Source organism: Parasphingorhabdus pacifica, assembly GCF_054779195.1.
Map to the genome: position 1 here is coordinate 45271 of NZ_BAAGYS010000003.1, position 26100 is coordinate 71370.

The window sequence follows — 26100 nt, forward strand, 5'->3', positions numbered from 1 at the left end:
TGTACGAAACACCGAAGCGAGGCACGCCTCGTGAAGGGAACACCCATGTCGACCGAAGACCCGCGAGTGCGCCCGGCACCCCCGGACGGCGCCGGATTTCCCCGCCGGAGCCAATTCTCGCCCCTGCGCCCGTTGTTGCTGCGCCTGCACTTCTACGCGGGAATCCTGATCGGGCCGTTCCTGCTGATCGCCGCGTTCACCGGCCTGCTCTACGCGTTCACTCCACAGCTCGAACAAGTCGTCTACGATCGGGAACTCCACGTTCCCGCGGGGGGCGCCCAGCTCCCGCTGGAAGCCCAGGTCGACGCCGCGCAGAACGCGCACCCGCACGGCTCGTTGTCGGCATTGCGGCCCGGAAAGGACCCGACCGACACCACACAGGTGATCTTCAGCTCGCCCGAACTGGCGGAAAGCCACAAGAGGACCGTCTTCGTCAACCCCTACAGCGCGGAAGTGCGGGGTGTGCTCGAAACCTACGGCAGCGGCCAGGCACTCCCACTGCGCACCTGGGTAGACGAACTCCACCGTGGCTTGCACCTGGGCGATATCGGGCGCTGGTACAGCGAACTCGCCGCGAGCTGGCTGTGGGTGGTGGTCGGCATCGGTCTCGTGCTGTGGTGGAAGCGACGGCGCAACCGACGGCGCGAGCTCGTCCTCCCTGGTCGAGGGGTGTCCGGGCGAAAGCGGACGCTGTCCTGGCACGGCGTCGTCGGAACGTGGGTGGCGGTCGCGCTGGTCTTCCTGTCCGCTACCGGTTTGAGTTGGTCGCAACTGGCAGGCGACAACATCGCGGAGCTGCGTTCGGCCATGCGGTGGGAAACACCCTCGGTTTCCGGACAGGTACATCACCAGGACCATGGTTCCCGGAACGCGGGCGAGCACGCCCGCCATGACGACGTCGGGATCGACCGGGTGCTGGCCTCGGCCAGGGAGGCCGGGCTCACCGACCCGGTCGAAATCCAGTACCCGTCGTCGCCTGGGAGCACCTACGTCGTGCAGCAGACCGGTCGTGCATGGCCGAGCAAGCAGGACTCGGCAGCAATCGACCCCTACACCGGAGAGATCACCGAGGTCCTGCGCTTCGCCGACTACCCGATGATGGCCAAGCTGACCCGCTGGGGGATCGACGCCCACATGGGACTGCTCTTCGGCATCGTCAACCAACTGGTGCTCGCCGCCGTGGCGATCGCGCTGATCACCACGATTCTGCTGGGCTACCGCATGTGGTGGCGACGTCGGCCGGCGGGACGAGGTTTCGGGCCGCCCGTCCGACGCGGTGTCTGGCGGAGCGTGCCACTACCCGCGCTCGGATCGATCGTGCTCGTCGCAAGTGTCGTGGGCTGGTTCCTGCCACTCTTCGGCCTGTCCCTGCTGGCATTTCTCGCGGTCGACGCCCTCATCGGCTTCTACGCGCAGCGCAGGCGTTCGAAGGCCTAGCTCGGCTCGGTCATCCGTTTTGCGGACAACGAAGTCGGTTCGGGCGGCACGTCGCTCCGGGATTCCGGTGCGACGTGCCGCCCGAACCGGCGCGTCAAAGCCGCACGCCAACGGTGTGATCAGTGGTCCGAGACCCGTCGCCCACGCGGTCCGCTCGGTCGGCTCGCCTCCCCGGGGCTGTGCCTCCCGGGACTCACTCCGACCGGGGACTCACTCCGAGGAGTGTGCTTCCGCGCTGGGGCGCCTGCACACGTACGTGCGCGCCGGCGGCACGTTGCGCCAGACCGTTCGTGTGGTGAGCACCTCGTCGAAAGCCACATCGAGGCGGCGGCGGAACGCCTTCGCGCCCGACATCCCCAGTGCGTGCAGGTAGGCGAACGTCGTGAACGCACCGGACGGGGCGAGCACCTGCCCCACCTCGTGCAGGATCCGGTTCTGGGCCGATGCCGAGAAGATCGACCACGGTAGTCCACTGATCACCGCGTCCACGGACTCGATCCCCGCATCCCGCAGAAGCTGCCCGAGGTCGGCCGCATCGCCTTGGAGCACCTCCAGCCACGGCAGTTCGCCTCGCAGGTACCGCAACATCCCCTCGTCCAGTTCGATCGCCACATGGCGACCACCGGTGGGCATGCGGGTGGAGACCGCCGTGCTCAACGCTCCTGTTCCAGGGCCGAGCTCGACCACAACGGGAGCGCCGGAGCTGGGCACGACACCGGCCATCTCGCGAGCAAGCCATGGAGAGCTGGGGGCGACCGCACCGACCAAGGACGGGTTGCGCAGTGCGCGCAGGAGAAAGCGGCGATAGTCCGAACCGATCGCTCCGGCCCCCGACTGCGACTCCGGCATCGTGGCCGGTCGGGGCCGACCGTCACCGGTCGCGAGCTGATCGGCGGTGGATGTGCCTCGAGCTGGCTGCGATGACGTCACGCACGCCACTCTATCGGCCCGCGTTTCCTGGCCCGCGTACACACCGACCCCCGGTGGGGCGGCAGCCGACGAATGGACTCACCGGATGCGATACCGAGCGGGTTCGCGGTAGATACGGCCCCTCCGAAACGAGGGCGCCCACGGGGCTCCGGGAATTCTGAAAACGTGCATCGCGACCGGAAAAGAAGGTGACGCACGAAACTCGGAAAGTTCTTCCCCGCCGGTAACGAAAAGACTCCTGAAAACGATGCGATCGCGTCGGCGCACGAATTGCCGACGCGATTCGGCACGACAGTCACACGGGCTCGCGCTCCACCGGGAGGCAAGCCCGCCGCACGATCATCAGGCCGACTGTTCAACCAACGGGGCGGCCGGCTCCACGAGCTGACCAGGGCGTTCCACCGCCGAATGGCGCACCCACTTGACCGCTGCGCCCGCTACCGTCAGCAGCACGGCCAGCTCGAGCAGGAGAACCACCCACACAGTTGCCACTTCCATTGCCTCCCTTCTGCGAACCGAACCGTCTTTCGGGCGCGCGCCGACACATGCCCGGCGGACACCGACCGAAAGAGGTTTGGGTCGAACACCCATTGACAAATCAACTCTAGGGGGTTGTTTCGCGCGAGTTAAAGGGGGGCTCACGTGTTTTGCGTCGCACTCGAATGGAAGATCCGCGCCTCCGGAGAATGGAGTGATCCGGTGACGCACACGACACCGACCGGACGGTCGGCACCATCCGGTCGGTTCAGGCGGCCACCACCTGTTGTTCCCGCCTGACCTCGCTTCGCCCGAAAGGCCGGACGAACGCCCGCCGGATCCAGCAGCATGCCCCCCAGCGACACGCCTCCGATGCGTCACCTTTGCTGTCGACTCTTCGGCAACAGCACGCGGAAGAGATGGTATCCGGCGACGGTGACGATCGTGCCCAACGCGATCCCGCCCAGTTCGAACGACGGGGTGACCTCGATGGAGATCCCGCCGATGCCGACAACCAGTCCCGCCGCGAGCGGAAACAGGTTGATCGGGTCGCCGAAGTCCACCTCGTTCTCCGCCCAGATCTTGGCTCCGAGCAGTCCGATCATGCCGTACAGCACGACCGTGATGCCGCCGAGAACGCCACCGGGGGTCGCGGCGATCACCGCCCCGAACTTCGGACACAGACCGAACAGGATGGCGACAATCGCCGCGACCCAGTACGCGGCGGTCGAGTACACCCTGGTCGCCGCCATCACACCGATGTTCTCGGCGTAGGTCGTCGTGGGCGGACCACCCACCGACCCCGAGAGCATCGTGGTGAATCCGTCGGCGAAGATCGCGCGTCCAAGGCTGCCGTCCAGGCGCCTGCCGGTCATCTCCTCGACCGCCTTGACGTGGCCGGTGTTCTCCGCGAGCAGCGCGATCACAGCGGGCAGCACCACCACGATCGCCGCGGCGTCGAATGAGGGCGAATGAAGAGTCGGCAAGCCGACCCAGCCCGCTTCGGCCACTCCGCTGAGATCGACCCGGAAGTGCGAGGTCACAGCACCCGTATCGTCCGGCGCGGTGATGCGCCCGAAGATTCGGTCGAAACCCCAGGACAGCGCGAATCCGATGACCAGTCCCAGGAAGACCGCGATCCGACCCCAGAACCCGCGCAACAGCAAGCTCCCTGCCAGCACCACGAACATCGTGATCAACGCGACCCACTGGTCCTGCGGCCAGTAGTTCTCCGCGACGACCGGAGCCAGGTTGAAGCCGATCAACATGACCACGGCACCCGACACGGCTGGTGGCAACGCCCGGTGCACGGCTCGCGCACCGACGAAGTGGATCACCAATCCGAGCACCCCGAGCACCAGACCGCACACCAGGAAGGCCCCGGTGACCGTCGAACTGTCGCCTCCCCCAGCGTGGATCACCGTCACCGCACCGACGAATGAAGCACTACTGCCCAGGTAACTGGGAACACGTCCCTGCACGATCAGCAGGAACAGGATCGTCGCGATCCCCGAGACCATGATCGCGAGATTCGGATCGAGCCCCATCAACACCGGGAATACGAACGTGGCCCCGAACATGGCCACCACGTGCTGTGCTCCGAGCCCTACCGTTCGCGGCCACGACAGCCGCTCGTCGGGAGCCACGGCCTCGCCCGGTTTCGGGGTACCGCCGTCACCGTGCACGGTCCAACCGAGCCCCAGCCTCCTCAGAACGCCCGGGTTTCCGCCAACCTCTTGCCGCATGACGCCATTCCTCTCCAGCCATACCCTTCCGAGCCGGGTGTTCGGCGATGCGACACGAACTCACCCAAACCGATGTCGCGCGGAACTGTACAAACGAACACCACCGACCGACAGTCGACAGTGGCCGAGATCCCACCTCAGTTCAGCGCGGGTATGATCTCTTCGCCATAGGAATCCACTGTGGATTCGATGGCGTCGTGCATGGCGTACACGGCGAACTGATCGACTCCGACCTCGGCGAGTTCGCGGAGTTTGGCCACGTGCGCAGCGGGTGGGCCCAACAGGCAGAACCGGTCGACGATCTCGTCCGGCACGAAGTCGGTGCTCGGGTTGTCCGCTCGGCCGTGATGCGCGTAGTCGTAGCCACGCCGTTCCTCGATGTACTCGGTCAGCGCGGACGGCACCGCCTCGGCACCGGTACCGTAGCGTTCGACGAGGTCCGCAACGTGGTTGCCGACCATGCCGCCGAACCAACGGCACTGTTCACGGGCGTGCGCCAAGTCGTCGGAAACGTATGCGGGAGCGGCCACGCAGATGGTGATCGACCGGGGGTCTCGACCCGCGGCCGCGGCCGAGCGCCGAACGTGGTCGACCATCCACCGGGTCAGGTCGGGATCGGCGAGCTGCAGGATGAAGCCGTCGGCCAGCCGACCGACCAGTTCCAGCGCCTTCGGGCCGTACGCTCCCATCCACACCGGGAGTCGCCCCCGCATCACCCACGGAAACCGAACGGGTGTTCCGTTGATCTCCACCTCCCGGCCCTCCGCGAGTTCGCGGATGACGTGGGTGGCCTGTTCGAGCTGGGCCAACGTGTTCGGCCTTCCCCCGATCACGCGGACAGCCGAGTCCCCTCGCCCGATTCCGCACACAGTCCGAGCACCGAACATGTCGTTGAGCGTCGCGAAGGCCGACGCGGTCACCGTCCAGTCCCGAGTGCTCGGATTGGTGACCATGGTCCCGACCGTCAACCGCTCGGTGTGCGAGAGGATTTGGCTGTGTATGACGAACGGTTCCTGCCAGAGCACGCACGAATCGAACGTCCACCCGTGGGTGAATCCACACCGCTCTGCGCGGCGCATGCGCTCCACCACGGACCACGCCGGCGGATCGGTCTGCAGCACGACTCCGAAATCCACGATGGCCTCCGATTGCACGGGTACTCCGCGCCGGGACGAGCGGAGCTTTGGAATTCCTGCCCGCCCCGCGATGCCCGTCCTGCCGACGGGCTTCGCGGGGGGCCGGGAAAGCGCGGTCAGGTCAGGTATTGGCAGGTGCTCCGGGGCAGGAATCGTCCACGGCCGGGCCGGCCGCTGTACGCTCCGGCATCCACGATCACTTCACCACGCGAGAGCACGGTGCGCGGTCTGCCGGTCACCCGCTTGCCCTCGTACGGGTTGTAGTCGATGTTCATGTGGTGTGTCTGCACGGACAGCACCTGCTCGGCGTCCGGATCGTAGATCACGATGTCGGCATCCGATCCGGGCGCGATGGTCCCCTTCCTCGGATGCAGACCGAACATGCGCGCCGGCGTCGTACTGGCCAGCTCCACCCACCGTCGACGGTTGATCCGTCCGTCGACCACCGCCTGGTGCAGCAGGTCGATCCGGTTCTCCACCCCGGGCATCCCGTTCGGGATCTTCGAGAAATCCCCCGACCCGAGCTCCTTCTGCGGCGTGAAGCAGAACGGGCAGTGGTCGGTTGAAACCACGGACAGGTCATTGGTTCGCAATCCACGCCACAGGGCAGCTTGGTGTTCCTCAGTACGCAATGGTGTCGAGCAGACGTACTTGGCTCCTTCGAAGCCGGGGCGCGCGAGCTCGTCGACGGTCAGGAACAGGTACTGCGGGCACGTTTCGCCGAAGACGTTGCGACCGGCATCCCTTGCCTGCGCGATCTCACCGAGAGCTTCGGTGGACGAGACGTGGACGATGTACAACGGTACGTCGGCGACCCTGGACAGCTGAATGGCTCGATGAGTCGCTTCCGCCTCCAGCAGCGGGTGACGCACCTGCCCGTGGAAGCGCGGTTCGGTGTTCCCCGAAGCCAACGCCTGCTGCACCAGAACGTCGATGGCGATCCCGTTCTCGGCGTGCATCATCGTCAGCGCGCCGTTCTCCGCCGCCTGCTGCATGGCCCGGAGGATCTGTCCGTCGTCGCTGTAGAACACGCCGGGGTAGGCCATGAACATCTTGAAGCTGCTGACGCCTTCACCGACCAGCGCATCCATCTCCTTGACGGACTGGTCTCCGACGTCGGAAAGGATCATGTGGAAGCCGTAGTCGATCGCGCACTGCCCGTCGGCCTTGGCTTGCCACGAATCGAACCCCTCCCGCGGGGAACGCCCCATCGGCTGGATCGCGAAGTCGATGATCGTCGTGGTGCCGCCCCATGCCGCCGCCCTCGTTCCGGTTTCGAAGGTGTCGGAGGCGAACGTGCCGCCGAACGGCATCTCCATGTGCGTGTGCCCGTCCACGCCACCGGGGATGACGTAGTGGTTCTCGGCGTCGAGCACCACGTCCGCACCGGCTCGCCACTGCTCGGCGAGACCGGACTCCGGTGATGCGACCGCCGCCACCTGTTCCCCTTCGACCAGAACATCGGCGAGCACCTCGTCGGTCGCGGTGACCACCAGGCCACCGCGGATCAGCGTCCTGCTCATCTCGTGGTCCTCCCCGCCTCGTCGAGCGCCTCCCGCAAGATGGCTGCGCCCTCCCTGGCCTCCTCCTCGGTGAGGCTCAGCGGTGGAGCGATTCGCAGCACGTTGCCGTTGAGACCGCCCTTCCCGATGAGCAGGCCACCGGCCTTCGCCTTCTCCAGCACGGCATCGGCCAGTTCCGGCGCTGGTTCCGACGTGCCGGGCCGCTGCATCTCCAACCCGAGCATCAAACCCTTGCCCCGAACATCAGCGACCACCGGTAGCGGCGTTCCCGCCAGCTCCTCCCGCAGAACAGCACCCACTCGACGCGCGTTGCCCTGCAAGTCGTTGCTGAGCAGGTGTTCCAGGTTCGCGAGTGCACCTGCGGTCGTCACCGGGCTGCCACCGAAGGTCGACAGCGAGCTGGCCCGAATCGAGTTCATGATCTCCGCTCTGGCCACCACACCACCGATCGAGAGCCCGTTGCCCAGCCCTTTCGCGAAGGTGACGATGTCGGGTGGTCCGTTCCCGTCGTGTGCCTGCCACCCCCAGAAGTTCTCCCCGGTACGTCCCCACCCGGTCTGCACCTCGTCGCTGATCCACAGAATCCCGCGCTCGTCCAAGACCTCTTTGAACCGGGCGAACAGGCCGTCCGGTGGGGTGGCGAAGCCCCCGACCCCTTGGATCGGCTCGGCGATCAGGCAGGCGACGTTGCCGTGCAACTGATCGAGCACGTCTCGCAGGTCGGCGACGCACTCATCGCTGAACTCCGCATCGGACTTGTTCGCCTGCGGCGTGCCCAACCGCCTGCTTCCGTGCACGTACGAGGTCTGCACCGGCGACAAGCTGGTGGGCGACCAGCCCCGGTTTCCCGTGATGGCCATCGCCGAGAAGGACCTGCCGTGATAGCTGTTCCGCAGCGCGAGGACCTGGTTCGACGTGCGGTAGGTGGTCGCGAGCAGTAGCGCGGTGTCGTTCGCTTCGGTCCCGCTGGAGGTGAAGAACACCCTCGCGTCATCGATGCCGGAGAGCTCCGCGATCCGTTCCGCCAGCTCGATCATCGGACGGTTCAGGTACAGCGTCGACGAATGCAGGATGCGACCGGCCTGCTCGCTGACCGCATCGGTCACTTCCGGCAGGGCGTGTGCGGTCATCGTGGTGAGGATGCCGCCGAAGAAGTCCAGGTAGCGGTTGCCCTCCGCATCCCATACGTGTCTGCCCGAACCGCGCTCGATATCGATCGGTTCCTCGTAGTAGCTGGTCAGCCACTCCGGCATGACCGCCCGCCTGCGCTTCGCCAGGTCCTCGTGCGCTCCCGTACCCATCCTCGTCCTTTCGTTGTCGCCGGGGTGCGCGAGGCCGGACCCGGCGGTTCCTCGATCGGCGGTGTGCTGTGGGAGCGCGGTCAGGGATCGGTCAGCGTCGCGTAGGCGTCCGGACGCCGGTCTCGGTAGAACGCCCACTTGCGCCTGACCTCGTCGACCAGGTCGAGATCCAGGTCCCGCACCACCAGTTCCTCCTCCGTGTCACTGGCGACGTCACCGACGAACTGTCCGTACGGGTCGACGAAGTAGCTGCTCCCGTAGAAGTCGTTCTCGCCGTACTCCTCGGTTCCGATCCGGTTGATGGCCGCGACGAAGTACTCGTTGGCGACGGCGGCGGCGGGCTGTTCGAGCTTCCACAGGTAGGACGACAATCCACGGCTGGTCGCCGACGGGTTGTACACGATCTCGGCTCCGGCCAGCCCGAGCGCTCGCCATCCTTCCGGAAAGTGCCGGTCGTAGCAGACGTAGACGCCGACCTTGCCGACAGCTGTTTCGAAAACCGGCCACCCGAGATTGCCGGGACGGAAGTAGTACTTCTCCCAGAACCCGGGCAGGTGGGGCAGGTGGTGCTTGCGGTACTTTCCGAGGTAGCTGCCGTCGGCGTCGAAGACGGCCGCGGTGTTGTAGTAGAAGCCCGGCCCGTCGATCTCGAAGATCGGTGCCACCACCACCATATTCAGCTCACCTGCGAGCGCAGACATGCGCTGGCCCGTTCGGCCGCCGGGCAGCTCCTCGGCACGGCGGTAGTGCTCGGCGTCCTGTACCTGGCAGAAGTACGGAGCGTTGAACATCTCCTGGAAACCGATGATCTGCGCGCCACGCGCCGCCGCGTCGCGCGCGTACTGCTCGTGCAGATCGGTCATCGAGGAAGCGTCCCCGGTCCACTTCGCTTGAACCAGCGCAGCACGGACGACGTTCGACATGGACTGGCACCCTTCCGGTCGATTCCCCGCGACCTGCGCGGTCGTGGGTTCGAACGCGAGCCCTCGACGGCACCCGCCCGTCGAACATATGACCCGCTTCACGAGGGTGCAACGACCACGACGGAGGCGCCTCCGACCGGGTGATCGCATCGAGGTGTCGCGGACCGGGTAACGACCGGACGAGGCGTTCGGCCGGCAGCGCGGCGGTACAGCCCGTCCGGTCGTCCACGGCCGCGTCTAGTTGTCGAAGAGCACCAGCTGGCGCGCGACCTCTCCGGTCCGCAGCCTGTCGTACGCCTCGTTGATCTCGTCCAGCGTCACCGTAGCGCTGACCAACGAGTCCAGGTCGAGCGTTCCCGACAGGTACATCTGGACGTAGCGCGGCATGTCGATGCGGAACCGGTTCGACCCCATCACCGAGCCTTGAATGCGCCGGTCGGCGAGGAAGGCCGCGCCCGACAACTCGATCTTCTGGCCGGGCGGGATCATGCCGATGATCGTGGCCGTACCACCGGGCCGCAGCATCTTGAACGCCTGTTCCGCCGAGGTGGTCAGTCCGATCGCCTCCAGCGCGTGGTGCACGCCCCCGGAGGTCAACTCGCGCACCGCCGCGATCGAGTCGGCATCGGAGGCGTCGACCAGATCGGTGGCACCCAACCGGCCGGCGAGTTCGAGCTTGTCCGGCACGAGGTCCACCGCGATCACCCGGCCCGCGCCGGCGATCGCGGCGCCCTGCACCGCATTGAGGCCGATACCGCCACAACCGATGACCGCGACGGTTTCACCGGGACGCACGCCCGCGGTGTTGAACACCGCCCCGAGACCGGTGGTGACTCCGCAACCGATCAGTGCCGCGGTGGTCAGCGGCATCTCGCGATCGATCTTGACCACCGCGTGCTCGTGCACGAGCATCCGCTCGGCGAAGCTGCCGGAGTCCAGGCATTGCCAAACCGGTTCGCCATCGCGACTGAGGCGTTGCGGGCCGTCGGTCGGGCGCACCACGCTCTTCTTGGAGCACAGGTATGGACGTCCGCTCAGGCAGAACTCGCAGTGCCCGCAGAACACGGAAAGGCACGTGATGACGTGGTCACCGGGCGCGAGTCCGTGCACCGCCGACCCGACGGCCTCGATCACACCCGCCGACTCGTGACCGAGCACGGCGGGCAACGGGTGCGGATACTTCGCTTCCATGAAGTGCAGGTCGGAATGGCACACGCCCGCCGCGACGGGACGCACCAACACCTCGTTGGCCTGCGGGTGGTCGACCTCCACCTCGCTGATCACGAGTGGGCCGGGGGCGCTTTCCAGCACGGCAGCGCGAGACAGCATTGTTCTCCCTGAGACGGCGAGGCGACACGGCCCCCGGGGTCGGAAACGCCGGAACGGATCGCCGCTTCTCCAATTTTGGAATGCTGTTCTGTTTTAGCGAGCGCCACTGGGCCTGTCAACGGCTTTCGATCGAGCCGTCACCGCCGAACTGCGGTCAGACCTGGGACAATCCGACGTAGTTCTCGGCCAACGATGTGGAAGCCGCCGTCGAGCTGACGACGTAGTCCAGCTGCGAGCGTTGCAACCTCCGCGTAAACGCGTCCGCGTCCGGATCGGTGTGCAACATCGTGGTCATCGAGTACGAGAAGTGCTCGGCTCGCCAGATCCTGCGGAGCGCACTGTCCGAATAGGCGTCGAGCAAGCTCGAGTCGGAGTCCGCGACGAACCCCCGCATCGCCCGGGCCAGCAGAGCCACATCGGCTACCGCGAGGTTCAGCCCCTTCGCTCCCGTGGGCGGCACGATGTGGGCGGCGTCGCCGGCCAGGAACAACCGGCCGTACTGCATGGGCTCGGAGACGAAGCTCCGCATGGGGGTGATGCTCTTCGAGGTGATCGGGCCGCGCCGCAACGTCCAGTCCCCCTCCACCTCGAAGCGCCGGTCGAGTTCGTCCCAGATCCGGTCGTCCGACCAGTCGTCGACCGACGTCTCGTTGGGGACCTGCAGGTAGAGCCGGGTGACCGATTGGGACCGCATGCTGTGCAACGCGAATCCGCGTTCGTGGTTCGCGTAGATCAACTCGTCGTTCGACGGCGGAACCGAGGCGAGGATACCCAGCCACGAGTACGGATAGGTGCGCTCGTAGGTGCGAACCCGCTCCGGAGGGATCGCCTGGCGCCCGACACCGTGGAACCCGTCGGCAGCGACCACGAAATCGGCCTCGAGCACCTGCTCATGGCCGTCCTGCCGGAAGCGAACCACTGGCGCCTCCGTGTCGGCTCCCTCGACCGCCAGCGCCTGAGCCTCGAACAACAGCGGCTCTTCCGCTTGCAACCGCAAGTCGATCAGATCCCGCACGACCTCGGTCTGCGCGTAGACCATGACTTCGCGACCACCGGTCAGGGCGGCCATGTCGATGCGGTGCGCTTGCCCGCCGAACCGCAGTTCGACGCCTTCGTGGGGCATGCCCTCCCGATCCATCCGTCCAGCGGCACCACACTCGCGAAGGACGTCGATCGTGCCCTGCTCGAGGATGCCCGCGCGCTGGCGCTGCTCGACGTGTTCCCGCGAGCGGGATTCCAGCACGACCGAGTCGATGCCCTGGTTGTGCAGCAGTCGGCCCAACAACAGACCTGCGGGGCCCGCACCGATGATGGCAACGCGCGTACGCATCGAGCACTCCCTTGTGTTCGCGGTTCCGGCTCGGACACGGCATCGCCGCCCTCTTGGAACCAAATTAGTCCGTACACGGACGAGTTTTGCTCAGCGTTCACGCCGCTCCGCGGAATGTCAATCGACTCCACCCTGCTCAACCGATCCAGCCGCTCACCCGCGAGAATCGGACCAGACCGGCCGCGCACAATGACAACGCCCGATCCGCATCACCGAGGAACGAGGAACAGCCGTGGGTCCGATCGATCTCGCAACACATCCCGGCCACCTGTTCCGCCGAGTGCAACAAGTACACACCCTGTTGTGGACGTCCCTCACCTCGCAGGACGTGACCCCTCCCCAGTTCGCCGTGCTCAACGGTCTTGCCGCCGATCCGGGAATCGACCAACGCTCGCTGGCCAGGGCCGTCGCCTTGGACCGTTCCACGGCCGCCGACGTCATATCCCGGCTCGTCAAGCGGGATCTCGTGCAACGCGAGCGGGATTCGAGCGACGGCCGGCGGAACGTCCTCCGCCTGACCGAAGCCGGGGCGCAGGTGCACGACGAACTGGTCCACCGAACCGAGCACATGATCGAAATCCTGCTCGCGCCGTTGGAAGGCGACGAACGCGATCAGCTACTGGGCCTGCTGAGCCGCGTCGCCGAGGCAGGCGAACAACTCCCCCATCCCGACGAACTCCCCGGCTGACCGGACAGGCAGGCACCGCCGGAAGCCCTGCGGGCGCTCGACCCACGGGCACTGTGCACGGACGTGCGCTCGCAGGGGCACTGTGCAATCCGAACGACGGTCACTCGTGGCGACACCGTTCGCTCCTCCGTCCGCCCGGTGCGCTCGCCCGTGTCATGTTCTCCCGTACGCGGTGACGGGGAGTTCGTCGACGAAGTTCTTCCCGCCAGCCATGGCAGTCGACTCCGGTTAACGTGTTCAACGTGGCCGGACCACAGGACGCCGGGAGGTCATGCACCTCGGACGACCGCGGCGGGAAGTGGTGCGGGAGGCCGGGATCGAGTCCTGCGCACAGCTGCGCTCACTGGGGGTACGGAGCTGTGCGGGACTGTTGCGAAGACTCGATCCCGGTCGGAGTCGCCACGCCCGCGCAGAAGCGCGAACGCTACGCCGAGCAGAGCGAGCAGATGTAGGCTTGATCCGTAGTGGCCTGCCGCCGTTCGGGCGCCACCCACAGCGACCGGGGCGGTCGACTTGAATGCCCGGCCACTCCCACTCCCGGCCACTCCCACTCCCGGCCGTTCGGGTGGGACGATGGCGGCCTGCACGGAGCATCCGATCCGGTGCTCACCCGCGTCGAGGAAGGCCGACCTTGTCCCCGAACGAGCACTCCGCTGCCGAAGCGGACCGGAGCGGCCTGCGAGCCGACTGCGCGAACTGTTTCGGACTGTGCTGCGTGGCACTTCCGTTCACCGCCTCGGCGGATTTCGCGATCGACAAGGAAGCCGGGCAACCGTGCACCAACCTACTCTCGGATTTCCGGTGCGGTATCCACTCGCAGCTGCGTGAGCGGGGCTTCCCCGGATGTACCGTTTTCGACTGCTTCGGTGCGGGCCAGCAGGTCTCCCAGGTCACGTTCGGCGGTCGCGACTGGCGGCAGGAACCGGGCACGGCAGCTCGGATGTTCGAGGTTTTTCCCGTTGTGCGGCAACTGCACGAACTGCTCTGGTACCTCACCGAAGCGCTCGACCAGCCCCGCGCTCGTTCCGTGCACGACGACCTCCGAGAGGCGCTTGGCGACATCGAGCGCCTCACCCACGAGGACGCGAACACACTCGCGGAACTCGACGTCGCGGCGATCCGTGGCGAGATCAACCCACTGCTGCTACGGACCAGCGAGCTGGTGCGGGCACAGGTCTCGGGCCGCCCGAAGAACCACCGCTCGGCAGATCTCATCGGTGCCGACATGCGAGGCGCCGACCTGCGCGGGGCGACCTTTCGCGGCGCCTACCTGATCGCCGCCGATCTCACCGGGGCCGATCTTCGATGGGCCGATCTCATCGGGACGGACTTCCGGGACGCCAACCTGGCCGGTGCCGATCTCACCGGGGTTCTGTTCCTCACCCAGGCCCAGGTCAACGCGGCCAAGTGTGACTCGTGGACGACGCTTCCCGAAACCGTGACGCGCCCCGAACACCGGTAACCGAATCGCCCTGGACAAGGTTTCGGGGTGGGCTCACCGCCACAATCCCGCGGCGCCGTAGGTCAGTCGCCGCAGCAGGATCTCCAGCGGGCCGCGGCGCCCCAGCCTGCGCAGCCCCAGTGCCAGGACCGTGCTACCCAGCCAAGCCCCCAGTGCCACGCACGACGCGGCGGAAACGCCGACGTCATCCCCCAGTCCACCACCGTAGGCCGCCAGGACCGCGACGAATACGACGGACTGCGCGACGTAGCAGGTCATGGACCGTTGACCGCACGCGATCAACGCCCCGCTAACCCGGCCGGGCCGATCACGGCAGCGCACCGCGACCAGGCCCGCGATCGCGGCATAACCGATACCACCCGCGTAGCCGGTCAGCGTGTGCAGCACCCCTGCGAGCACGTTCGGGACCACGTCCGGCTCGGGCCAGAACGACGCGGCCTTCAACGCCATCGGCAGACCACCCGCGACGGCCAGCGCGGACCCCGCCACCGCAGCGAACCCGAGCCACGTCCGGTACAGCTCGGGTTCGTCGAGCACCCGACGCCGGGCAGTCCACGCACCGAACAGGACCGCGGGAACGAGACTGAGCAGCACCTGTCGAAGAGTGCCTTTGAACCATTCCTCCATTCGAAGGGCGGCCGCGTCCAGCGGATTCGACGTCGACATCGACGACACCAGTGATTGTGCCGCATCGTGTACGGGCAATCCCTGGAGCGCGCCCAAGATCGTCACGGGAATCAACCACAGGCCGGCGACCAGCAGCAGTGTCCGATCGCGCGCTCGGCACAGCATTCCGCCCAGTAGGAAGGCCAGCAGCCCGTAGGCGCCGATGATGTCACCGGAGAACAGCAGTAACCCGTGCACGAAGCCGAACAGCAGGAGCGCCGCCGCCCGGCACAGGATCAGCCGCCGCAGAGTCACCGTCCGCACACCCTCGCTGGTCTGGCGCCGAATGAGCTGGACGAGGCTGTAACCGAACAGCGCTGCGAACATCGGGTAAGCCCGGCCGTCCACCAACATCATCTGCAGCAGCGTGACCAACCGGTCGGGCAGCGTCTCGACCAGCGGGTATCTGCGAACCCCGAGGTCCCCGCCGAACAGGAACACGTGCGCGTTCGCGAGTGCGATGACCAGCAGCACGTAGCCACGCGCCAGGTCGGGTGCCGGTGAGCGTGCTCGGACGGCAGTCGGGCCGGCCGCAGCGGCCGGGAGGCCGTCCACGCCCGACCGCTCACCCATCTGATTCGACATACCCCAGCACGCCAACGCCCCCTATCCCCCGTGCATGCGCGCGAATGGCCGATGCTGGCAGTATCAGCGGCGAGCGCCGTGGTCACCAGTGCACCGGGTTCTTCGTGCCGGGCAGGCCGGGGTGACGCGGGCACGAGAGAGGGCGGGCTTGTGGGGTTCGCCGACTCATCGGCACAGCAGTCCGGGCCTCGTTCGGAAACGTTCGCCGCACACCAGTGCGGCTTTATTGACACGGCGACAACAGGCCGGAACAGTAGTGCCATGGAAGCGCAGCCCACAACTCCTCGCCGCCGCCTGGAACCCGACGCGCGACGCGCGGAGATCCTCAGTGTCGCGCGCCGACTCTTCGGCGCGGGCAGCTACACGTCTGTCTCCACCTCGGACATCGCACGAGAGGCCGGTGTCGCGAGGGCACTGATCAACCACTACTTCGGCAGCAAGCGCGGTCTGTACCTGCAGGTCGTCCGGCAGATGCTGATAGTTCCCGCATCCGTCGCCGAGAACCTTCCGCGCACGACGGTCCAGGAACGCATCTCGATCTCCGTCGACCGCTGGCTCGACGTCGTGGATCGAAACAAGGACATGTGGCTCTCGGCCATCGGCTCTGAAGCCATCGGCCGCGACACCGACATCGAGCAGATCATGCTCGAGTCCGACGAAATCACGACGGACCGCGTGCTCGAAGCCGCCATGATGACCGATGTCGTCGACGGGCGGGAGGAGCTGCGAGCCATGATCCGCGCCTACGGCAGCCTGCTCAAGGCCGCATCCCGCGAATGGCTGGTGCGTGGCACGCTCAACCGCGCCGACCTGCACATCATGCTCACCCAGTCCGTGTTGCACCTGTTGAACACGGTCTTTCCCGCAGTGCGCAAGGCCGACGCGCTCGAGACGTGATCTTCAGCGCAGCAGGCCACCGAGGCGAGCGTTGATGAGCTCGCCGGCTTCGCTCACCAGCTGCCGCACGAGGTCGTCCACGGCCGGAACGTCGCGGATGAGGCCCTGCACCATTCCCGCGCTCCAGATGCCCAGCTCCGGATCGCCTTCCTCGTAGACCCTCCGGCCGCGGGCACCCGCGACCAGTTCGCGGACGTCCTCGAACTGCCCGCCACCTTCGAGGATTTCCACGACCTCGCGGCTCACGCTGTTGCTGGCGACACGAGCGGTGTTCCGCAGCGGACGGAAGATCAGTTCGGTGTCCCGCTCACTGGCCGCGACGATCTGTTCCTTGACCTTCTCGTGCACGGGCGACTCCGCTGTGCACAGGAAGCGGGTTCCCATGTTGACGCCGTCGGCCCCGAGTGCGAGCGCGGCGACGAGACCGCGCGCGTCGGCGAACCCGCCCGAGGCGATCATGGGGATCGTGATCTGGTCGGCGGCCGCGGGGATCAGCACCAGGCCCGGAATGTCGTCCTCACCGGGGTGACCGGCACACTCGAACCCGTCGATGCTCACCCCGTCCACGCCGATGGCCTGCGCCTTCACTGCGTGGCGCACGCTGGTGCACTTGTGCAGGACCTTGATTCCCGCGGCCTTGAACTCCGGCATGTGGTCGGCGGGGTTGAAACCCGCCGTTTCCACGACACCGATGCCCGACTCGATGATCGCCTGGCGGTACTCCTCGTACGGAGGCGGATTGATCGAGGGCAGAATGGTCAGGTTGACCCCGAACGGCTTGTCGGTCATCTCCCGGCACCGTGCGATTTCCTTGACCAGGTCTTCGGGTGTCGGCTGAGTCAGCGCGGTGAGGAACCCCAGCGCCCCAGCGTTGGCTACCGCCGAGACGAGTTCGGCTCGCCCCACCCACTGCATCCCGCCCTGAGCGATCGGGTGATCCACCCCGAACGTCTCGCAGAATCTCGTCGTCAGCATCGACGCACTCCTTCGGTTCTCCACTTCAAGCCTTCCCAGGCTCCGTCACCGTACTTCGTTCGGGTGAGCCCGCGGAGATCAGTCACAACCCGTAGCTCCTTGCCGGTGATGTCTCGCTGGATCTCGCTCGGTCAGGACTCGTGGCATGGAGGTGTCTTCCTCTCAGATGTGCGGTTCGACGACGAGTCTCACCCGTTGTTGTCGCGCTGTCAATAAAGCGGACCCACCGATATCCACCAACCGTGACGATGCGCGAGCACACCAAAGCGACGGCCGAACCGACCGGTTCAGCCGTCGCAGGCGACACGGGTCAGGAGACCGGCGAACCATCCCGTTCCGCGGGCCCCTCCCGCAGCTTGTGGAACTTACGCGGGCCGAGCTGTTCGAGGACGTACCCGTCCGGGTAACTGCGCGGCGCCGGTACGGCCGGGGCGGAATCCGGACGTGGCGACATGTACCGCACGACCTTCCCCCGCGCCTTCAAGCCCAGTCTCGCCACCGCTCGCATCCACTCCGGCGGTTCCGGCAGGTGAAGCGCCCGCAGGAGGTGCTCGTCCATCAACAGCAGTGGAACCCGCCGCGCCACCTCGGAGAGCGGATACGGGAACCACGAGCCCATCGTCTTGAGCGTCGCGTGCGCCACACGCTGCGCCCCCGGGTCGAAGTCGAAGTGGTCGCGTTCGTACTCGTCGAGCAGTCGCTCGAATCCGGCGTAGGTTTCGGGAATCCCGCCGATGTGCATCCCTTCGCCCATCCGCCGCATGGTGTTGGTAATGGCCCTGATCTCCCGTTCGTGCAGCGAACGCCACCCGTACAACTCCAGCCAGCGCACCGGGATCACGACGAAAGTCGCCAGCGTGTAGAGGTAGTCGGCATTGCTGATCTTGTAGAGCCCGTGGATCCGGTTGAGGTGATCGACGGCCGCAGCACGCTTGGCCTCGTCGATGCCGCCGGAATGGAAGATCTCGTAGAGGACCAGCGCGGTGTCGTCGTAGCGCTGCTGCGGACATCCGGTGAACTCCCCGGTGCGGTCGAGCAGCTTTCCGATACTCGGAACCGCGTAGGTGCGGAACAACGCGAGTTCCAACGCCCGCGCGATGTCCCACGGGAACTCGTGCTCGGCGAGCATGCGGTAGATCTGCTCGTAGTCCCGGTCGGGATCCAGGGACAAGATCTGCTCAAGACGAGCGAAACGCTTCATGCCTCGCACCTCGTTCTTCCTCTCACCGACTGAATTTGGAACGCCCGCGACGACGGTTGGGGCGCTGGACGGATCGAGCACTGGTGAGCACCTCCGGGACGAGGTCACCACGACGGGGTCGGGCCGTGTCCAGCGGCCCACGTCATCGACGCCGACCGAAGCGGTTCCAGCTTATCGGCGGGGCACCTCAGCTCAGTCGCGATTTCATGCGGCTTCTCCGGGCACCAAGAGCACAACACATCAATCTCGCGCGGACGGTTCGGACAACCTCGGCATGTTGTTCCGGCGCGAGCTCGTCATGTTCGGCCCGCGGGAAGTACTGCTGACCAGTGATCAGCCCGTGGTCGCCCAGTCCCTCAACGGGAAGCGGCACGGGCCGATCGGGATGAGCGAGGAGAAGGACGCCGCCGAGCAGGCCATGGCCGGACCCGCCTCGAACGAGGACGTCATGAACCGGATCGTCCCGCAGTTGGAGACCGGTCCCGGAATTCCCGAACGAAAGGCCCTCCGGCGCAGGCATCAGCGCGTCCGCGGCATCCTGCACATGCTTCCCGTTCCCGCACAGCGCGAGATTCTCGAAAGCCTGGCGACGGGCTGAATCCCCACCACAGTCGTGGCCGTGACGGAGCACTTCTCAGCGACTCGATCGCAGGTCACCGCGGAGCGCGTGCTGCGCGCTCCAGCTCTCGCCCGGATACATCTCGGGCGAGGCGGTCGCCAGATAGCACGGCCTGCACACCTCACCGGTCGAGGACATGGTCAACGGCGGGGCCAACAGCCTCAATCCCGATTCCGCGGTTTCCCGACAAACCCCGTGGTGCCCCGCCTGACTGCACAGGCACGTGCACATCGAGTGCATGGATCCTCCCGGATGCGGGTGTTGATCGTGCTCGTCCGCTGCCCGGGCCGGCCGATCCGGTGTGATGGACCCCGGGCAGCGGTGCTCACACACCCCCCGGTGCGAGCGTGCAGCGCCCGCACCGGGTCAGTCCCTTAATCGGCGATGTTGCAGATCGTCGTGCCCTGCGTGAGCGCATCGCCCGGCTTGGCCTGCAATCCGCCGACGGTGCCGTCCTTGTGCGCGTTGACCGGGTTTTCCATCTTCATCGCTTCGAGTACCCCGATGAGGTCACCGGCGCTGACCTGCTGGCCTTCTTCGACGGCGAGCTTGACCAACGTGCCCTGCATCGGCGCGGTCACGCTGTCCCCGGACACCGCTCCCGCGCCGCCGCCGGTCGAACGTCGGCGAGGTGGCGCCGAGCGAGCGGGCTGAGCCGCGCCCCCGCCCCCGAACGAAGCAGGCACCGAAACCTCCAACCGGCGCCCGCCGACCTCGACGGTGATGGTCTCTCGAGATTCGCCCTCCGTCGGCTCCGCACCTCCGGTGAACGGCTCGACCGTGTTCTCGAACTCCGTCTCGATCCATCGCGTGTGCACGGAGAACCCGTCGGTACCGACGAAGGCCGGGTCCCGCACGATCAACTGGTGGAACGGCAGCACCGTGGCCATTCCTTCGACGACCATCTCCTGGAGCACTCGCCGCGAGCGCTCCAGCACCTGCTCGCGGTCCCGCCCGGAGACGATCACCTTGGCCAGCAGCGAATCGAACTGGCCGCCGATGACCGTGCCACTCTCCACGCCGGCGTCCACCCGGACGCCCGGGCCCGCAGGCGGCACGAACGAGGTGACGGTGCCGGGTGCGGGCAGGAACCCGCGGCCCGCGTCCTCACCGTTGATCCGGAACTCGATGGCATGTCCCGCGGGTTCGGGGTCCTCGGTGATGTCCAGGTGTTCCCCGGACGCGATGCGGAACTGTTCGCGCACCAGGTCGATTCCGGTGGTCTCCTCCGAGACGGGATGTTCGACCTGCAGCCGCGTGTTGACCTCCAGGAAGGAGATCGTCCCGTCCACTCCGACCAGGAACTCCACCGTGCCGGCACCGTGGTAGCCGGCCTTGGCGCAGATCGACCGCGCGGCTTCGTGGATCTCCCGGTGCTGCGCGTCGGTCAGGAAGGGCGCGGGCGCTTCCTCGACCAGCTTCTGGTGCCTGCGCTGCAGCGAGCAGTCCCGCGTCCCCACCACGACGACAGTGCCGTGCTGGTCGGCCAACACCTGTGCCTCGACGTGACGTGGCCGGTCCAGGTACCGCTCCACGAAGCACTCGCCCCGACCGAACGCACCCTCGGCTTCCCGCACGGCCGAGTCGAACAGTTCCGGGATCTCCTCGATGCTGCGTGCGACCTTCAGCCCGCGCCCGCCACCGCCGAACGCGGCCTTGATCGCCACCGGCAGGCCGTGCTCACGTGCGAACGATACGACCTCGTCGGCGTCGCCCACCGGATCCTTCGTCCCGGGCACCAGTGGAGCCCCCGCCGACATCGCGATCTGCCGCGCGGTCACCTTGTCACCGAGGTCCCGGATCGCCTGCGGTGTCGGACCGATCCAGATCAGTCCGGCGTCCAACACGGCCTGCGCGAAATCCGCGTTCTCGGAGAGGAAGCCGTAGCCGGGGTGCACCGCATCCGCCCCGGAACGCCGTGCCGCCTCGATCACCTTGCCCACATCGAGGTAGCTGTCCGCAGCCGTCGACCCCCCCAGCGCGAACGCTTCATCCGCCAACCGGACGAACAGGGCTTCCGAGTCCGGCTCGGCGTACACCGCCACCGACCCGATGCCCTCATCCCTGCACGCCCGAACCACCCGAACCGCGATCTCCCCGCGATTCGCGACCAACACCTTATTGATCGTCGTCTCTCCAGTGGACAAAGTTCTCAGAGCTCCTCGAAAAAGTCTGGTCGATTCTCAGCGGGGCAGAGCGGAGGTCCGCCAGGTGTGCGGTCCGGGACGCAGCGGCCGGTGGCCCGCGGGGCGGCGCAACGCCTCTGAACGGTCTGCCCAGACCGAGGCCGGGCCTTCCGGTGCGGGTGCGACGCCCCGTGCCGTTGCCGCACCGGCAAGAGCGACGGTCAGCGCGGCGATCTCGGTGTCGTCGGGATTGCCGCGCACGATCCGCAGGACCGGGCGTTCGTCCTGTTCTGGGTCTGGCTGGCTCATGGTGGTGTCCTTCTGCGACAGGTGCCGCCCGAGGCGGCCGCCATGGTCGAACTCCGGGTCACCGGCGGACTCCGGAATCGCCGAACGCGCGGTTCCGGAGCGACCACCGGTCACGGTCGAACGGGATCAGAGGGGGATGTTCCCGTGCTTCTTGGCCGGGAGCGTCTCCCGCTTCTCCCGCAGCATCCGCAGGGAACGGGCCACGTGACCCCGAGTATGCGAGGGCGGAATGACCGAGTCGACGTAGCCCCGTTCAGCGGCGACGTACGGGTTGCAGAGGGTGTCCTCGTACTCCTGCTGAAGTTTCGCCCGGAGCGCCTCGACGTCTTCGCCGTTCTCGGCGGCCTCGGCCAACTGCCTGCGGTAGAGGATGTTGGCCGCGCCCTGCGAACCCATGACCGCGATCTGCGCGGTCGGCCACGCGAGGTTGACGTCGGCTCCCAGGTGCTTCGACCCCATCACGTCGTAGGCGCCGCCGTAGGCCTTGCGCGTGATCACGGTGACCAGCGGGACGGTGGCCTCGGCGTAGGCGTACAGCAGCTTCGCGCCGCGGCGGATGATGCCGTTGAACTCCTGCCCGGTTCCCGGCAGGAAACCCGGCACGTCCACCAGCGTCAGCACCGGGATGTTGAAGGCGTCGCAGGTCCGCACGAAGCGGGCGGCCTTCTCACTGGCGTCGATGTCCAATGTGCCGGCCAGCTGAGTCGGCTGGTTGGCCACGATCCCGACGCTGTGTCCCTCGATCCGGCCGTAACCGACCACCATGTTCGGCGCGAACAGCGACGAGACCTCCAGGAACTCGCCGTCATCGATCACGCGGGTGATCACTTCGTGGATGTCGTAGGGCTGGTTCGCGGAATCCGGGATGAGGGTGTCCAGGTCCGCGTCCGCGCCGGTCACCGAGTCCGCGATCGCCCCCTGGTCTTCCTCACCGGAAGCGTAGATCGGAGCCTCGGAGAGGTTGTTGGACGGCAGGAACGAGAGCAGCTCCTTGACGTAGGACATCGCGTCGTCCTCGTCGGAGGCGAGGTAGTGCGCGTTGCCCGAGCGCGAGTTGTGCGTGTGCGCGCCGCCCAGTTCCTCGAAGGTGACGTCCTCACCGGTCACGGTTTTGATCACGTCGGGTCCGGTGATGAACATGTGCGAGGTCTTGTCGACCATCACGGTGAAGTCCGTGATGGCTGGCGAGTACACGGCGCCGCCCGCACACGGCCCCACCACCAGGGAGATCTGGGGGATCACACCGGAAGCGTGGGTGTTCCGCTTGAAGATCTCGGCGTACAGCCCGAGAGCCGCCACACCCTCCTGGATTCGGGCACCACCGGAGTCGTTGATTCCGATCAGCGGGCATCCGGTCTTGAGCGCCAGGTCCATGACCTTGACGATCTTCTCCCCGAACACCTCGCCCAGACTGCCCCCGAACACGGTGAAGTCCTGCGAGAACACGCACACCCGGCGGCCGTCGACGGTGCCGTATCCGGTGACGACCCCGTCCCCGTACGGGCGGTCGGCTTCCATGCCGAAGTTGACCGACCGGTGCCTGGCGTGCTCGTCGATTTCCACGAACGAGCCGTGGTCGAGCAGGGCGTCGATTCGTTCCCGCGCGGTCTTCTTACCCTTCGCGTGCTGCTTTTCCACAGCTCGCTCGGAGCCGGCATGCACGGCTTCGTGGTTCCGCCGGTACAAGTCCGCCAACCGGCCCGCGGTCGTATGAATGTCGGGCTCGTTCGGAGGCAGTTCACCAACCGGCTCGGTCGCGCTCATGTCCTATCCCGTCCTTGATTCCCCGTCCGCCCAGTGGCGAGGTCGACTGTCCACGGCCCGCCGCGACACCAGTGCCGCGGTGCATTCGGCGGGCGCGCGGACACTATCGCCGCCACACTCCGCGCGTCAACCAGGATGTGACTGGCCGATAGCTGACCACCTCAATTAAAACACCAGGAGAATCGCCCTCCGACACGAGGTAAGTGAACGTCCAATAGTCCACTTCAGGATCGGCTTGGGTGGGTCGTGAGCATCAGACCGTTCCCCACCTGCAGGACCGCGTCGGGATCGCGGATCAAGCCGGTGCGGGCCATGTCATTGGCCAGCGTCACCGCGGCCTGCACGAGCACCCGCGCCTCCGACTGATCCAGGTCAGCACGCACCTCCCGCAGCAGCGCCACCCACTCGGAGATGTACTCCCGTTGCACCTGCCTGGCACGGTGTCGTTCGAAGTCCGGCAGGTGGTCGACCTCGCTGACCAGGATGTCGATGAACTCGCCGTGCCCCGTCGCGAAGCCGATGTACGCGCCGAGCAACCCCCGTAGCGCGTCCCGCACGTCCGACGCCCCGGACAACGTTCGTTCCAGTTCGATCTCCAACCAGGAAGAACCCCTGGTGATCACGGTGTTGAGCAGCTCCTGCTTGGTCGCGAAGTGGTTGTACACGCTCGGGCCCGCGATCCCCACCGCGGCCCCGATGTCCTCGGTCGTGACCGCCGCATAACCGTGTTCGGCGAACAACCTGGTGGCGGCCCCGAGCAGGAGGCGCCGCCGCGAAGCCGTGCGCTCCACCATCGAAGAACGGGATCGTACGGCGACCTCGCTCGAATCGCTGAACTCGAGCGGCGGCTGCGCGACGATATTCAACACCATGTTGCCGAGGAGTTCCTCGAGCCTGCCCCTGCGCAATTCCACGTGATGGTACGAAGCGCTGGTCAGCGCGCTGAACAGGCACCAAGCCCGAAACCGGGCGTCCTGATCGGTCAACTCGGGGCGCTGCGCACGGGTCAACCCCGCGAGCTTGGTCGCCACCACCCGCAGCTGCTCCTTCAACTCAGCGCGTTGAGCGCGAGGCAAATGCCGGGACTCACGCTGCCACAACACCCCGAGCGGCCTGGTGTCCACGGCGATCGCGCCCAGCTTCCGCGCAACCGCGTCCATGTTTTCGGAGCCCACGTCGTCGAGCACGGCCTGGAACGGTTCGAGATGCTCGAGCACCACCTGCATCAGGAGTTGCTGCTTGCCCGCGAAATGGCGGTACAGCGCCGAGGGACCGATACCGACGGCTTCCGCGATGTCGCTGACCGACACTCGTGTGTAACCGTGGCGCGAGAACAGATCGGACGCGGCCGTCAGGATCAGGGCACGGCGGTTCCGCGGCCTGATGCCCCGGACAGCGCTTCCAGCTCCGTCCTTCGGGCTCTCGATGGCACCCGTGGCCATGCCGATCACCTCCACTACTGTTCCGCACCGGCACTACAGTGCCGTACCGATTCACCGCGCCCACCGGTTTCTCCCGCAGACCGGATCGGCTGCGCACACATTACCGGCCGCCTCGGTGAACACCAGGGGCTCCGACCACCGGACGAATCCACAGTGGATCGCCTCGAGACCCGTCACCCGAAGTGGATCAATGGATCCTCGCCCCCGGCTCGTGGCGAGCTCGCGGTCGGACTGGAATCCGGCGACCGGAGAGTCGCGCGCCTCCGCAGTCCGCTCGGTGGTCGGTTCTCGGCAGCACGGAACCACCCGCGTCCCGGGTGGAACGTCGTGGCAGCCGGCTCAGTGCTCCTGGTATCGCACCACCATCAGGGGACACGGTGCCGAGTGCACCAGCGACCGGCTGGTCGACCCGAGGAGCATCCCGGTGAACCCGCCACGCCCCCGGCTACCGACCACGATCAGCTGCGCCCGCCCACCGTGTTCGATCAAGCACCGAACGGGCCGATCCCGCTCGACAACTCGCCACAACCGCACGTCCGGGTATTTCTCCTGCCAACCGGCCAGCCGCTCGGCGAGCACGGCGTTCTCGTGACGCTCCACCGAGTCCCAATCGAGGCCGGTATCGGCCGCGAACAAGTCACCGCTGGCAACGTCGTTCCAGGTGTGCACCGCCGCCAGCGGCACTTCCCGCACCGACGCCTCTTCGAACGCCGCCTCGACAGCCGCGTCCCCGATCCGGGAGCCATCGACGCCGACGACAACCGGGAGTTCACTCCGTTGGGGCGCGCCCGAACCGCGAGCCACCACAACCGGACACCGCGCGTGTGCGACGAGCGCCTCCGCCGTCGATCCGAGCCCGTGCCCGGTGCGCTCACCCAGTCCCTGCGAACCGACGACGACCCGGCGCGCGTGCGCCGATTCGTCGACGAGTATCCAGGCCGGATGGCCGTGCCGGACCTCCTGCTCGATCTCTTGGCACCCCTGCGTCTGAAATACCACCTCGGCGGCGGCCGCCAGGTGCTCGCGCGCACGATCATCCACCGCGGTGTAGACGTGCTCCGGTACCGCGCTGCCGGTCAGCCCGGCCATCGGACCGAGTGAGACCACGCTGAGCAACCGCACCGGCACCCGGTGCAGCGCGGCATCCAGGGCGGCCCACCGGGCCGCCTCCAGGCCCGCTTCCGAGCCGTCGACACCTACCACGATCGGAAAGTTCACTGCCACCTCCACGCTCG

The 26100-nt window shown here is 66.9% G+C and carries 23 protein-coding genes; 5 read left to right on the forward strand and 18 right to left on the reverse strand.

From position 1 onward, the window contains the following. The first annotated feature begins 45 nt into the window (after positions 1-45). Positions 46-1437: a PepSY-associated TM helix domain-containing protein gene (locus ACYVAN_RS03015; RefSeq protein ID WP_460955359.1), complete on the forward strand. Its 1392-nt coding sequence runs from the start codon at positions 46-48 to the stop codon at positions 1435-1437. A 210-nt stretch (positions 1438-1647) separates the two neighbouring features. Here ACYVAN_RS03015 and ACYVAN_RS03020 read toward each other — a convergent pair whose 3' ends face one another. The 9 genes from ACYVAN_RS03020 to pobA form a co-directional block, all read right to left on the reverse strand. Continuing rightward, the gene (locus ACYVAN_RS03020) at positions 1648-2367 is read right to left on the reverse strand and encodes a class I SAM-dependent methyltransferase (RefSeq protein ID WP_460955361.1); all 720 of its coding nucleotides are present in this window, start codon (positions 2365-2367) and stop codon (positions 1648-1650) included. Positions 2368-2709: 342 nt separating this feature from the next. Beyond that, positions 2710-2865 carry a hypothetical protein gene (locus tag ACYVAN_RS03025; protein WP_460955363.1) on the reverse strand — a complete coding sequence of 52 codons (156 nt, stop codon included), beginning with the start codon at positions 2863-2865 and terminating at the stop codon, positions 2710-2712. 356 nt (positions 2866-3221) lie between these two features. Beyond that, positions 3222-4589 carry a uracil-xanthine permease family protein gene (locus ACYVAN_RS03030; protein WP_460955365.1) on the reverse strand — a complete coding sequence of 456 codons (1368 nt, stop codon included), beginning with the start codon at positions 4587-4589 and terminating at the stop codon, positions 3222-3224. 137 nt (positions 4590-4726) lie between these two features. After that, positions 4727-5743 carry a TIGR03842 family LLM class F420-dependent oxidoreductase gene (locus tag ACYVAN_RS03035; protein WP_460955367.1) on the reverse strand — a complete coding sequence of 339 codons (1017 nt, stop codon included), beginning with the start codon at positions 5741-5743 and terminating at the stop codon, positions 4727-4729. A gap of 98 nt (positions 5744-5841) precedes the next feature. Further along, the gene (gene hydA, locus ACYVAN_RS03040; protein WP_460955369.1) at positions 5842-7248 is read right to left on the reverse strand and encodes a dihydropyrimidinase; all 1407 of its coding nucleotides are present in this window, start codon (positions 7246-7248) and stop codon (positions 5842-5844) included. Then, on the reverse strand, positions 7245-8549 hold the full coding sequence (locus ACYVAN_RS03045) for an aspartate aminotransferase family protein (RefSeq protein WP_460955371.1): 1305 nt from the start codon (positions 8547-8549) through the stop codon (positions 7245-7247). The genes hydA and ACYVAN_RS03045 overlap by 4 nt, the downstream gene beginning before the upstream one ends. Positions 8550-8629: 80 nt before the next feature. Next, positions 8630-9472 carry a nitrilase-related carbon-nitrogen hydrolase gene (locus tag ACYVAN_RS03050; protein ID WP_460955373.1) on the reverse strand — a complete coding sequence of 281 codons (843 nt, stop codon included), beginning with the start codon at positions 9470-9472 and terminating at the stop codon, positions 8630-8632. Between the two features lie 237 nt (positions 9473-9709). Continuing rightward, entirely contained in the window at positions 9710-10801 is a 1092-nt protein-coding gene (locus ACYVAN_RS03055) for a Zn-dependent alcohol dehydrogenase (RefSeq protein WP_460955375.1), read from the reverse strand. Between the two features lie 154 nt (positions 10802-10955). Continuing rightward, positions 10956-12131, reverse strand: a complete 1176-nt coding sequence (gene pobA, locus ACYVAN_RS03060) for a 4-hydroxybenzoate 3-monooxygenase (protein WP_460955377.1) — start codon at positions 12129-12131, stop codon at positions 10956-10958. 232 nt (positions 12132-12363) lie between these two features. Here pobA and ACYVAN_RS03065 point away from each other — a divergent pair, with 232 nt between their 5' ends. Beyond that, a complete protein-coding gene (locus tag ACYVAN_RS03065) occupies positions 12364-12819 on the forward strand; it encodes a MarR family winged helix-turn-helix transcriptional regulator (RefSeq protein WP_460955379.1) in 456 nt (151 codons plus the stop codon). A 631-nt stretch (positions 12820-13450) separates the two neighbouring features. Further along, on the forward strand, positions 13451-14281 hold the full coding sequence (locus ACYVAN_RS03070) for a pentapeptide repeat-containing protein (RefSeq protein WP_460955381.1): 831 nt from the start codon (positions 13451-13453) through the stop codon (positions 14279-14281). A 33-nt stretch (positions 14282-14314) separates the two neighbouring features. Here ACYVAN_RS03070 and ACYVAN_RS03075 read toward each other — a convergent pair whose 3' ends face one another. Then, complete coding sequence (locus ACYVAN_RS03075) at positions 14315-15532, reverse strand: DUF418 domain-containing protein (RefSeq protein WP_460955383.1); 1218 nt, start codon at positions 15530-15532, stop codon at positions 14315-14317. Between the two features lie 261 nt (positions 15533-15793). Here ACYVAN_RS03075 and ACYVAN_RS03080 point away from each other — a divergent pair, with 261 nt between their 5' ends. Next, entirely contained in the window at positions 15794-16429 is a 636-nt protein-coding gene (locus ACYVAN_RS03080; RefSeq protein ID WP_460955385.1) for a TetR/AcrR family transcriptional regulator, read from the forward strand. Between the two features lie 3 nt (positions 16430-16432). Here ACYVAN_RS03080 and ACYVAN_RS03085 read toward each other — a convergent pair whose 3' ends face one another. Continuing rightward, positions 16433-17404 carry an NAD(P)H-dependent flavin oxidoreductase gene (locus ACYVAN_RS03085; RefSeq protein ID WP_460955387.1) on the reverse strand — a complete coding sequence of 324 codons (972 nt, stop codon included), beginning with the start codon at positions 17402-17404 and terminating at the stop codon, positions 16433-16435. Positions 17405-17714: 310 nt separating this feature from the next. After that, positions 17715-18605, reverse strand: a complete 891-nt coding sequence (locus ACYVAN_RS03090; protein WP_460955389.1) for an oxygenase MpaB family protein — start codon at positions 18603-18605, stop codon at positions 17715-17717. Positions 18606-18879: 274 nt separating this feature from the next. Between ACYVAN_RS03090 and ACYVAN_RS03095 the strand changes: the two genes are divergently transcribed. Then, positions 18880-19203, forward strand: coding sequence for a hypothetical protein (locus ACYVAN_RS03095; RefSeq protein WP_460955391.1), 324 nt, complete (start codon positions 18880-18882; stop codon positions 19201-19203). 36 nt (positions 19204-19239) lie between these two features. On the opposite strand, the gene ACYVAN_RS03100 is transcribed toward ACYVAN_RS03095, so the two are convergent. The 6 genes from ACYVAN_RS03100 to ACYVAN_RS03125 all read right to left on the reverse strand — a co-directional run bounded on the left by ACYVAN_RS03100 (position 19240) and on the right by ACYVAN_RS03125 (position 26083). Then, positions 19240-19389 (reverse strand): hypothetical protein, encoded by a 150-nt coding sequence (locus ACYVAN_RS03100; RefSeq protein ID WP_460955393.1) that lies wholly within the window; start codon positions 19387-19389, stop codon positions 19240-19242. A 209-nt stretch (positions 19390-19598) separates the two neighbouring features. After that, the gene (locus ACYVAN_RS03105) at positions 19599-21341 is read right to left on the reverse strand and encodes an acetyl-CoA carboxylase biotin carboxylase subunit (RefSeq protein WP_460955395.1); all 1743 of its coding nucleotides are present in this window, start codon (positions 21339-21341) and stop codon (positions 19599-19601) included. Positions 21342-21407: 66 nt separating this feature from the next. Further along, the gene (locus ACYVAN_RS03110) at positions 21408-21773 is read right to left on the reverse strand and encodes an acyl-CoA carboxylase subunit epsilon (protein ID WP_460955397.1); all 366 of its coding nucleotides are present in this window, start codon (positions 21771-21773) and stop codon (positions 21408-21410) included. A gap of 12 nt (positions 21774-21785) precedes the next feature. Next, positions 21786-23423, reverse strand: a complete 1638-nt coding sequence (locus ACYVAN_RS03115; protein ID WP_460955399.1) for an acyl-CoA carboxylase subunit beta — start codon at positions 23421-23423, stop codon at positions 21786-21788. A 224-nt stretch (positions 23424-23647) separates the two neighbouring features. Next, entirely contained in the window at positions 23648-24865 is a 1218-nt protein-coding gene (locus tag ACYVAN_RS03120; protein ID WP_460955401.1) for a TetR/AcrR family transcriptional regulator, read from the reverse strand. A 339-nt stretch (positions 24866-25204) separates the two neighbouring features. Next, positions 25205-26083, reverse strand: a complete 879-nt coding sequence (locus tag ACYVAN_RS03125; protein WP_460955403.1) for a universal stress protein — start codon at positions 26081-26083, stop codon at positions 25205-25207. Positions 26084-26100 lie beyond the last annotated feature (17 nt).